The 10,000-nt window shown below is 46.1% G+C and carries 10 protein-coding genes; 4 read left to right on the forward strand and 6 right to left on the reverse strand.

Going from position 1 to position 10,000, the window contains the following annotated elements:
• Both LDL40_RS02800 and LDL40_RS02805 read right to left on the reverse strand, forming a co-directional pair.
• Positions 1–1,105: M48 family metallopeptidase (locus tag LDL40_RS02800; protein WP_300993571.1), on the reverse strand; the 1,105-nt coding region annotated here is incomplete at its 3' end.
• Positions 1,106–1,232: 127 nt separating this feature from the next.
• Entirely contained in the window at positions 1,233–1,823 is a 591-nt protein-coding gene (locus tag LDL40_RS02805; RefSeq protein WP_300993572.1) for a LemA family protein, read from the reverse strand.
• 243 nt (positions 1,824–2,066) lie between these two features.
• Here LDL40_RS02805 and LDL40_RS02810 point away from each other — a divergent pair, with 243 nt between their 5' ends.
• Complete coding sequence (locus LDL40_RS02810) at positions 2,067–2,762, forward strand: pirin family protein (protein ID WP_300993573.1); 696 nt, start codon at positions 2,067–2,069, stop codon at positions 2,760–2,762.
• A 78-nt stretch (positions 2,763–2,840) separates the two neighbouring features.
• Here LDL40_RS02810 and LDL40_RS02815 read toward each other — a convergent pair whose 3' ends face one another.
• The 4 genes from LDL40_RS02815 to asnB form a co-directional block, all read right to left on the reverse strand.
• On the reverse strand, positions 2,841–3,392 hold the full coding sequence (locus LDL40_RS02815) for a GNAT family N-acetyltransferase (protein WP_300993574.1): 552 nt from the start codon (positions 3,390–3,392) through the stop codon (positions 2,841–2,843).
• Positions 3,393–3,400: 8 nt separating this feature from the next.
• Positions 3,401–3,649 carry a VF530 family DNA-binding protein gene (locus tag LDL40_RS02820; protein ID WP_300993575.1) on the reverse strand — a complete coding sequence of 83 codons (249 nt, stop codon included), beginning with the start codon at positions 3,647–3,649 and terminating at the stop codon, positions 3,401–3,403.
• Complete coding sequence (locus LDL40_RS02825; RefSeq protein ID WP_300993576.1) at positions 3,612–5,630, reverse strand: hypothetical protein; 2,019 nt, start codon at positions 5,628–5,630, stop codon at positions 3,612–3,614. The genes LDL40_RS02820 and LDL40_RS02825 overlap by 38 nt, the downstream gene beginning before the upstream one ends.
• A gap of 204 nt (positions 5,631–5,834) precedes the next feature.
• On the reverse strand, positions 5,835–7,499 hold the full coding sequence (gene asnB / locus LDL40_RS02830) for an asparagine synthase B (RefSeq protein ID WP_300993577.1): 1,665 nt from the start codon (positions 7,497–7,499) through the stop codon (positions 5,835–5,837).
• A gap of 298 nt (positions 7,500–7,797) precedes the next feature.
• Here asnB and LDL40_RS02835 point away from each other — a divergent pair, with 298 nt between their 5' ends.
• The 3 genes from LDL40_RS02835 to LDL40_RS02845 form a co-directional block, all read left to right on the forward strand.
• A complete protein-coding gene (locus LDL40_RS02835; protein ID WP_300993578.1) occupies positions 7,798–8,622 on the forward strand; it encodes a DUF3025 domain-containing protein in 825 nt (274 codons plus the stop codon).
• A gap of 39 nt (positions 8,623–8,661) precedes the next feature.
• Positions 8,662–9,462 carry an ATP-binding cassette domain-containing protein gene (locus LDL40_RS02840; RefSeq protein ID WP_300993579.1) on the forward strand — a complete coding sequence of 267 codons (801 nt, stop codon included), beginning with the start codon at positions 8,662–8,664 and terminating at the stop codon, positions 9,460–9,462.
• Positions 9,463–10,000, forward strand: a 538-nt coding sequence (locus LDL40_RS02845; protein WP_300993580.1) for an ABC transporter permease, incomplete at its 3' end; no start/stop codon positions are given.

Raw genomic sequence — 10,000 nt, forward strand, 5'->3', positions numbered from 1 at the left:
ACTGCTGTGTCGCAGAACTGGTTTCAGGCTGTGGCGCGTTACTTTGACGTTTTAATTCGGCTTCTGTTGGAAAAGTACCATCCCAGCCTGGATCTATCCGCTTTATTCTTTCTTTTAACTGTGGATGAGTGGCAAAGATACTGCTCCACCTGCTGATTGCCTCACCAAAAAACATATGGCTCATCTCATCTGCATTTGGATTTTTCACTTTACTACCTGACACAGCGCCGCCTATGGCTTTTAAGGCTCCAGCTATCCCGCCAGGATTGCGGGTAAATTGTACTGCGCTGGCGTCGGCTAAAAATTCGCGCTGACGGCTGACAGCCGCTTTGATCACGCTACCAAAAAAAGTGCCTAAATACCCTAAGATCATCAATCCTATCGCCAATCCTAAGATAGCGCCGCCGTTGTCTTTTGATTTAGAACTACGAATCCCTGCAGTTCTGTGGCTGGCGCTTCGTAGCAGGAAATAGCCCGCATGACCAATAAACTCAATACCATGCAACAGGGCTATCAGGCGAATATTCATCCTCATATCACCATTGAGGATGTGGCTGAATTCGTGTGCTATGACGCCTTGTAACTGGTCGCGGTTCAGCAGGTCGAGACTGCCCTGAGTTATACCTATCACTGCGTCTGCTGGTGAATAGCCGGCGGCGAAGGCGTTCACCGACGTTTCAGGCATTAAATACACCGGAGGCACCGGCACTCCTGAGGCTATCGCCATTTCTTCAACTACATTGAGTAATTGCCGTTGTTTAGCATCAGCGTTGGCATGGTCAAGGCGGGTTCCTCCCAGAGCTTTGGCAACCACCTGACCGCCCTGACTCAGCTCCGCTTGCTTAATGCTGATCACTATAGCTATGACAACAAAGAGTGCTAAGCTAACCCAGGCCATCATGCTCCAGGGCAGCCGCTGCAGCCAGTCCGGATGCCCAGGGTTGACTAATAGCTGATAGTGCTCAGGTTCCATTACACCTAAAGTTACCAGCAACAACGCATTTGTCAGTACAAGAAGACAAAGCACTGCGACGCTAAACAGCAACACCAGTAATCTGGTATTGCTACGGGCTTTGTCCTGAGCGGCGAAAAAATCAACGGCCATAGCTGTAGTTCTCAAAGTAATTGGCGCTGTAGTGCAGAGAGGACCCAGAGGCACGCTCTGCCCGAAGTCTCAGTTGCGGTGGAGATAAAGGACAAATTGAAGTAAACACGGCCAGGCTTCAGCGCCGCTAAAAACTAACTTTAGGAGCAGCCTGAATGGCTGCGCTGTCAGCAAATTCCAGTAACTTCGCATCATTTGAGTGGCCAAACAGAGCTGCAAAGAGGACAGGAGGGAAACTTTGTTTATAGCTGTTGTATTCAGTGACCGCGTCGTTAAATGCCTGACGGGCAAAAGCCACTTTATTTTCTGTGCTGGTCAGCTCTTCGGTCAGTTGCATCATATTCTGGTTAGCTTTTAAATCAGGGTAAGCCTCCATCACCATGCTAAATTTTGTCATTGCGCCTTGCAGGGCCGACTCTGCGTTTGCCAGTTGACTTATCGCTGCTGCATCGCCAGGTTGAGATGCGGTCGCCGTTAATTGGTTCATGGCACTGTTACGTGCGGCAATGACGGCTTCCAGTGTTTCCCGTTCATGGGACATATAGGCTTTTGCTGTTTCCACCAGATTAGGGATTAGGTCATAACGGCGTTTTAGCTGTACTTCAATTTGAGCAAAAGCGTTTTGAAAGCGATTTTTCAACTTCACCAACTGGTTGTAGATGCTGGCGATGAAAAACAGAATTAAGACGGCAATAACTAAGGTAATGATGGTGATCATGGGTTTTCCTTTTACCAGTATGAAGATGTCATCGACACCACTCTAGCATTGTAAAAATTAGTTGAACAGCATCAACAGGCCGTTGCTGTGCAGGCAAGTGGCGCTGAGGTGTCTCAGACTCCAATGTTTAGAATTTTTGAATTAAATGCTCAATTTTGTCTGTTATTCAGCCGGTCATTTTCAACTTATACTGCTGCCATAACAGATTAAGTCGTTTTTATTCATAAGAACCGGAGATACAAAATGTTTGAAATTATTCGCTCAGCAGATCGGGGAAGAGCCCACTTCGGTTGGTTAAAAAGTCAACACAGCTTTTCTTTTGGAGATTATTACAATCCAAAACAAATGGGTTTTTCAGAATTGCGGGTGATTAATGACGATGAAGTCTCAGCGGGCGCTGGTTTTCCGACTCATAGTCACCGCAATATGGAAATCATCAGCTATGTGCTCGAAGGCAAAATAGCGCATAAAGATTCGGCAGGTAATGAAGAAATACTACCGGCAGGCGAATTCCAGTTAATGAGCGCGGGTAAAGGAATTTCTCATAGTGAATACAACGCCAGTAAAAATGACAGGCTTAAGTTTTTACAAATCTGGATCCAACCTAATCAACTCAATGGTGCTCCTGGTTATCAGCAAAAAAACTTTGGCCAACAGCCTGGTTTAACTGAAGTCATTACACCTGATGGCCGCAACGGTACTTTAACCATTAAGCAGGATGCCAGCCTGTCACAGCTTATTTTATTGCCAGGACAGCAGCAGATGATGCCAGTGCAGTCTGACCGGGCTTATTACCTGCATTTGATCAATGGCGAGCTTGATATAGCAGATCAAAAGTTAAAGGCAGGGGATGGCATCAAGTTGACTCAGTTGACTGAGCTTATGGTCAAAGCAGGCACTGATGCAGTCAGAGCGCTTTGGTTTGATTTACCACTCTAACAAGCTGTTGCCAGGCCAAGTGGCTAGGCTATGTAGCCTGACAGGGGCGTTTGATCTGCAGCAACTTCAGGGATGTGACTACCACTTCCCTGAAGTCTGGATTGTCTGGTTGATGTCGCTATGCGGGTTTAATAAGGAGGTCAGAATATGATCCTCCCAGTTGCCATTGATCTGCAAATAGCGTTTTGCAACACCTTCTTCAGCAAATCCGAGCTTTTTCAGTAACTTGCCTGATCGTAGATTGGACGGCATATAGTTTGCCATGATGCGGTTTAACTGCAGTTCGTCAAAGGCATAACTGATCACAGACTGACAGAGTTTGGTCATCACTCCTGTTCCCTGATAGTTGTGCGCCACGCCGTAGCCGATAAAACAAGCTCTGAATGGACCATACTGGATAGCCGTCAGAGAACAGTGTGCTGCGACCTTGCCATCCAGCAGCGCAATGAAATGGGCTGCACTGCCATTTTGCCGCTGGTGCTGATACTCAGTGAACAAGGCAAAAAGCGCGGCTTCGCTGTAATAGTTGTCATCTCGTTGTGGCTGCCAGGGCTTAAAATGCTCAGCATTGTCCTGATAATAATTTGACAGCAGAGCAGCATCCGCAGGGGTGATCAAGCGAATAACCATGCTAGACACTAGCTCTTTTGGTACAGCTTTAGCTTGATAAACAACTCTTCCACTTGTGTTCTGGCCCAGGGGGTTTTGCGCAAAAAGGTCAGACTGGATTTAATACTGGGGTTATTGCTGAAACATTTTAGCGGTATTTGCTTTGCTAAAGCTGCAAAACCGCCTTGCTGCTCAAGCAGCAACTCCAGTATCTGCTGCAGGGTAAAACCATGCAGCGGATTATTTTGTTGTGGCTGGTTTGGGGCTGGGATTGCCATAAGGACTTTGCTCTGTTGTTGCTAAAGGCCGGAATTGGCCATGGTAGTTCTCATCGTCTGTGCCAATCATCAAAGCAGAACCCGGGAGCAATGGACTTGGACTGGCTAAAGCTTCCACTTTAAAGCCGTCGATTTGCCATAACACAGGCCGTTCTGCCATCAGGCTAATGGCTTGTTTTGCAGCTGGATTCACCAATGCCAGTGGGTATACAGCGCTGGAGAAGGGACCGTTATCCGAACTGTCCAGCACAGCACTAGCCCAGAGCACATCGGCTTCCAAATGTAAGTCGGCTATTACTCTGTTGTAGTTACGGTTTTTCAGTCCGGTTGGGCCTGTCACCTGAATTTTCTGACTATTCCACTGAATGCTGGCAGCAGCTATATCCAGTTCACCCCATTGTAAAAAGCCCGCCGTAGTGGCAGTACCACGTTCACCTAAAATCACCAGGTAGCGGTTTACATCCTTTTTTGCACAGGCTAAACCTTCAAAATTATCACCATCTTGTTCCGGACTGCTGTCGCGTTCCACTGGTAATTCAAAGGTATTTAGCACCTGTGCATAAGTGGGGAAAACTTTAATATGAAACAGCCGTCCAAAGGAGCCTTGCCAGGTACCGCTTTCTGCGATAAGGAATTCAGCATTTTGACCAGGTAAAGCACAAACAGCTTCTAAATCATTGGATGCCTGACCTGAGGGCCAGTTTGTAACAAATAAATTTTGTGCGGTGAGTTGCTGGTCCTGATTCAATTGGATCAGAGTTAAACGATCTCCCTGACGCTGAATTTTTTTATCCTGCACTGCCAGGTAATGATTCTGATCCAAAGCCGCTAATCCACTGATTGCTGGTAAAGCGGTTTGGGTTTTTGGCCGGTAGGGGGTGTACCAACGCGGGTCAACCGGCATTTTAAACAGCAGCGGTGACATTCGGTTAAATTTGTCGGTATGAGTGCCGCACTGAATATTGTCTGCGTAATGCTGTTTCCAGGGATCGTTGATCAAATACACTGTGCCGTTAGCAATGGTGACGGCTTCCAACGCAGTTTGTACCATCTTGTCGTAAGCAGGACAGAGGCCACTGTCGTCTGTGCTGACATAAAAACTCAGTTTTTGTACAAAAGGTGGAATACGGTTGGTTAAATCAAACACCCACAATTCATCGTCATTCCGGGCTACAGCCACTAAATAGCCGGGATGTCCCAGAATTGGGCTGGGTAAAAACTCAATGCCATTAATTGGATGGTCCGCCTCATCCAGAACCGGCAGGGTCAGATTTGCATCTATCACTTTGACAAAATTGTCGCGCAGCCAGAAATCTTGTGTCAGCCGGGTTTTGAATAATTTAGGCTTGTTTGCCATGTCCTGTTCAAGAGCCAGATATAAATTCTGGTGGTCATCTACGGCTAAACCTTCCACACCATCATTAGGGAAATTGCCAACTTTAGCTTCCAGCGGGAACTGGACTGGCCGCACAGCCACAATTTCGGCGCGGGTTAGGGCGCTATCAACCTGAATTTTTAATAACAGCGTTGGGTAAGCCGTCGAGTTAGATTGACTAAACTTTTTTGCACACTCGTTACTTAACTGATAGCTCGATGCATCTTCAGTCACGGTAATTAAAGTGGTGTCGTCCAACCTGTCCCAGGTTAAAGCCTCTAAATCAGGCTTATCTATTAAATAGTTGTAAAAACAGCTGTTTTTAAGACTATCCGCCACTGTAATTTGAATAGGTTGAGTAATAGCTGCCGCAGTAGCGGGGTCAATACGGAATAATTTCATCCGGGTTGTTTCATGCGCGCTTTGGTCACCTACGACTACCAGTTCACCTTTACGAAAGGTCACGCCTGAGGTTTGTGGGTCGAGTAGGGTTTGTTTTTCTAAGTCAGTTAGCCATTGGCCAGTCAGAGCCGTTTCTGCATTCAGATCCCCGCTTAAGCCGGCCAGCAGCACTAAAGTGAACAGGGATTTGGATAAATTGATCACAGTCTTAGATCCATAATTCAGGACAGATTCAGATGGCGCCTAACATACGATCTACCAGACTATTTCGCTAGCGAAACCCGATAAAAACGCATTATTCGCCGAAAAAAAATACAATAACTTGAGAGGTATAGCAGAAGATAAGAAAAATGGGGTCAGATCACATTGTTAATAGTTAACAATGTGATCTGACCCCATTTTAAGGTTTTAGTAACCTTGTTCGTGAACGTCCCGCACAGCCCGCCCTGATGGGTCAGTCATTTGGGCCATTTTGGCATCCCATGCCAAAGCTTCAGGGGTAGAACAAGCGACCGACTTACCGCCAGGTACACAGGAAATAGCGCCAGTGTGTGGGAAATGTTCTTCAAAAATCACACGATAGAAATAAGCTTCTTTGCTGTCCGGCGTATTCACCGGGAAGCGGAAAGCAGCAGTGGCCATTTGCTGATCAGACACTTCTTTTTCAGCATGAGCTTTTAAGCTGTCAATCCAGCTATAGCCGACGCCGTCAGAAAACTGCTCTTTTTGACGCCATAAAATTTCGTGTGGTAACAAGCCATCAAAGGCCTGACGCAAAATGTGTTTTTCCATTTTGCCTTTGCCACACATTTTGGCTTCTGGATTTAACCGCATGGCGACGTCCATAAAGTGCTTGTCGAGGAAAGGGACACGAGCTTCGATACCCCAGGCCGACATGGCTTTATTGGCTCTGTTGCAGTCAAACATATGCAACCTGTCCAGCTTACGTAAAGTTTCTTCGTGGAACTCTTTAGCGTTTGGTGCTTTGTGGAAATACAAATAACCACCAAAAATTTCATCAGAACCTTCGCCCGACAACACCATTTTTATACCCATGGCTTTTATTTTACGGGCCATTAAGTACATAGGGGTTGAAGCGCGAATAGTAGTCACATCATAAGTTTCAAGGAAATAGACTACATCTCGCAGTGAGTCCAAACCTTCTTGTACGGTAAAGAGCACTTCGTGATGCACTGTACCTATAGCGTCCGCTACTTTGCGGGCTGCAGCCAAATCAGGTGAACCTTGCAAGCCCACTGCAAAAGAGTGCAGGCGAGGCCACCAGGCTTCGGATTGACCATCGTCCTCTACGCGATTACGGGCAAACTGCTGAGTAATAGCTGAGATCAACGAGGAATCCAGACCACCGGATAACAACACACCATAAGGCACATCAGACATCAGATGGCTTTTTACGCTTTGCTCAAGCGCAGCGCGTAGTTCGCCCAGGTCAGCAGGATTGTCTTTGACTGCATCAAAACTCTGCCAGTCGCGTTTGTAGTATTTTTCCAGTTTGCCAATTTTGCTATCAAAGTAATGGCCTGGCGGGAATTCCTGCATTTGTTTACACACAGGCACCAGAGCTTTTAATTCTGAGGCTACATAAAGCTGACCGTGTTCGTCGTAACCGTAATACAGCGGGATAATGCCGATATGGTCACGGGCAATCAGGTAACGGTTTTGTTCTGCGTCATACAGAATAAAAGCAAACATACCCTGCAGCTGATCAATAAAGTCAGCACCGTGCTCCAGGTACAAAGGCAATATCACCTCGCAGTCTGACTTGGTCTGGAACTGGTAGTCGACGTTTAAATTTTTCTCTAAATTTTTGTGATTATAAATCTCACCATTCACTGCCAGAATGTGATTTCGATTTGGATTAATCAGGGGCTGAGCGCCATTTTCAGTATCTACAATCGCCAGACGCTCATGCACTAAAATTGCATTGTCGTTGTTCCATACACCCGACCAGTCTGGTCCACGGTGGCGTAATAACTTAGATAACTGTAGCGCCTGCTGGCGCAAGGCTTTAACATCAGTCTTGATGTCAAGCACCCCGAATATCGAACACATGATAGGTAACCTCTAAAATTAATTAATCCAGATCGCTATCCGAAGTAGTTCGTGTTGCAGCGTGGCGCTAAGCGAACGAGCCCCCATGAACATAGAAAGACTATGTGAGTGGGGCGAGCGAACGCAGGCAAAGCTGCGGCGTCAACTACGACGGATACATTTCATTTTGGCAGTATGTACGTCTAAACGTACTCCTTGAATTTGCCAGCTTACGGGAAAATTGCAAGAGGTTTTTCGTGCTTTTCTCAGGTAATTGCTACGGTATGGTTTCAGCTCAACAAACGGTTTATTCTTATTCATGCAAAAAAACAGCGTAAATTCCCGATTCACAGCACCAACAGAATGGCAGCCAGACCTCTTTGCTGAGCCTGGACTATTCAATGCTTTGGCCGCTATTTTTCCTTTAGCAGAGCAAACAGATTTCCCATCCCCAGAGCTGCTGACCTTATGGTTACATCAACATACCGCATTACAAGATTGGAGTTTTGTCGACAGCACAGTACTGGACCAGGACGGCCGTTACTACGAAGACTTTATTTATCAAAGCCAGCAAATTCCAATGCGTGCCAATAACTGGCACGACTTATTTGGCGCTTTAATTTGGTGTTTATTTCCTAAAACTAAAAAGGTGATGAACCAGCTGCATATGGAGCAAATCCACCAGTTTGGCAGCAAAGAGCGCAGCAAAATACGGCATAAATTAACGCTTTTGGATGAATGTGGAGTGCTGCTTTGTATTAAACCATCAGAGCGTTATTTGCTGGATTTGCTGCGTAATCATCAATGGACACAAGCTTTTTATCAGCACCGGGCCCAATGGGAAAGGCTAACACCTTTGATGTTTGGTCATGCCAATTATGAAATGGCGACTAAGCCTTTTATTGGCTTAACAGGCAAATTATGGAGTATTGAGCTACCGGAACAGGCAGAGTTACCCCAAGGGATAAAAGGTTACAATTTTGTTGATAACTTATTGGCAAAACAGCTTGTACATGCTGAAGTGCTGCTTGATAATCAACAGCTTAGTCCGTTACCTTTGTTAGGTGTTCCGGGCTGGTACAAAGAGCAGGATCTGGCTTTTTATGCAGACACCAGCTACTTCAGACCAAAACGACAGACCTGACTTATACAAAGCAACAGAAGCATCAGCAGGGAATAAGGCATGATAAAAATAGAAGCGCTGGCTAAATCTTTTGCCATCAGTCGTGGCCAAAAGCTGTCAGAAAGTGAAAAACAAGATGTGCGCTACAGCAAAGAAGCTTTCCATTCGGTACGAAACGTTAGTTTTGATTGTGGTTCGGGCGAGGTATTGGGCTTATTGGGCCCCAATGGCGCCGGCAAAACCACCACTTTACGAATCCTCTCAACGGCGTTGCAGCCAGATTCTGGTTCTGTGCTGATTGAAGGCGTTGATGTATTAAAGCAGCCTATACAGGCGCGGAAAAAAATCGGCTTTTTATCCAGCAGTACAGGTTTGTATGGCCGCCTGACAGCTTATGAAAATATCGCTTATTTCGCCCGTTTGCATGGCATGAGTGAAGCTGCATTAAAACAGCGTATCGAAGAGCTGTTTACCCTGCTTAATATGCATGACTTTGCCAACCGCAAAGCCGAAGCTATGTCCAGCGGTATGAAACAAAAAACCGCCATAGCCCGCGCCGTAGTGCACTCGCCTAAAGTGGTGATTTTGGACGAACCTACTACAGGCCTGGATATTATGACCACTCAAACCGTGCTGGACTTTATCCGCAGCCTGAAACAGCAAGGCACGCCAGTCATTTTCTCCACTCACCATTTAGATGAAGTGGCCTCTTTGTGTGATCGGGTGGTGGTGATAGACAAAGGCGTCAGCGCATTTTCAGACAGCTTTGATGTATTTAAAGCCTTAAGTGCGGACGGTGACTTACGCCAGTCTTTTATGAATGTGATTAATCCGGCAGGACAAAACAGGGAGTACAACTAAATGTGGCAAGTGTATTTAAAAGAACTGACCGAATTACTCCGTGATAAAAAGACCATGTTTTTTGTCATTCTGCTGCCGATACTGGTGTTCCCTGTGCTGTTTGGCATTATGGGGCTGGTGGTTGCGAACGTGGCAAAAAATGCCGAAGCTGAAGAACACCGTTATGTGATTATCAACGCCGATAAAGCACCAGAGCTGGCAGAAGCGCTGTTTTACCATAAGAACTTTAAAAAGGTTGAGTCAGATTTAACTGATCCCGAAGCCTTAAAACAAGCTATTCGCGATAACAAGTTTGATTTAGCTATTATCATCGCCGACGATTTTAGCGCTGATGTGGCGAACCTTTCGCAAAGCCAGTGGACTGTGGTGTATAACATGTCGTCGCAGCTGGATATGATTGATAAATATTTCAATGAGTTACTACGGGATTACAGCAAAAAGCTGCAACTGGCTAAGCTCGATAGCTTAGGTGTAGGGGCGGACAAGGTGGATGCCTTACTGCAACCTGTGAAGCTGGAAAAAGTAAACACAGCGGAAA

This window comes from Rheinheimera sp. (assembly GCF_020217005.1).
GTDB lineage: Bacteria > Pseudomonadota > Gammaproteobacteria > Enterobacterales > Alteromonadaceae > Pararheinheimera.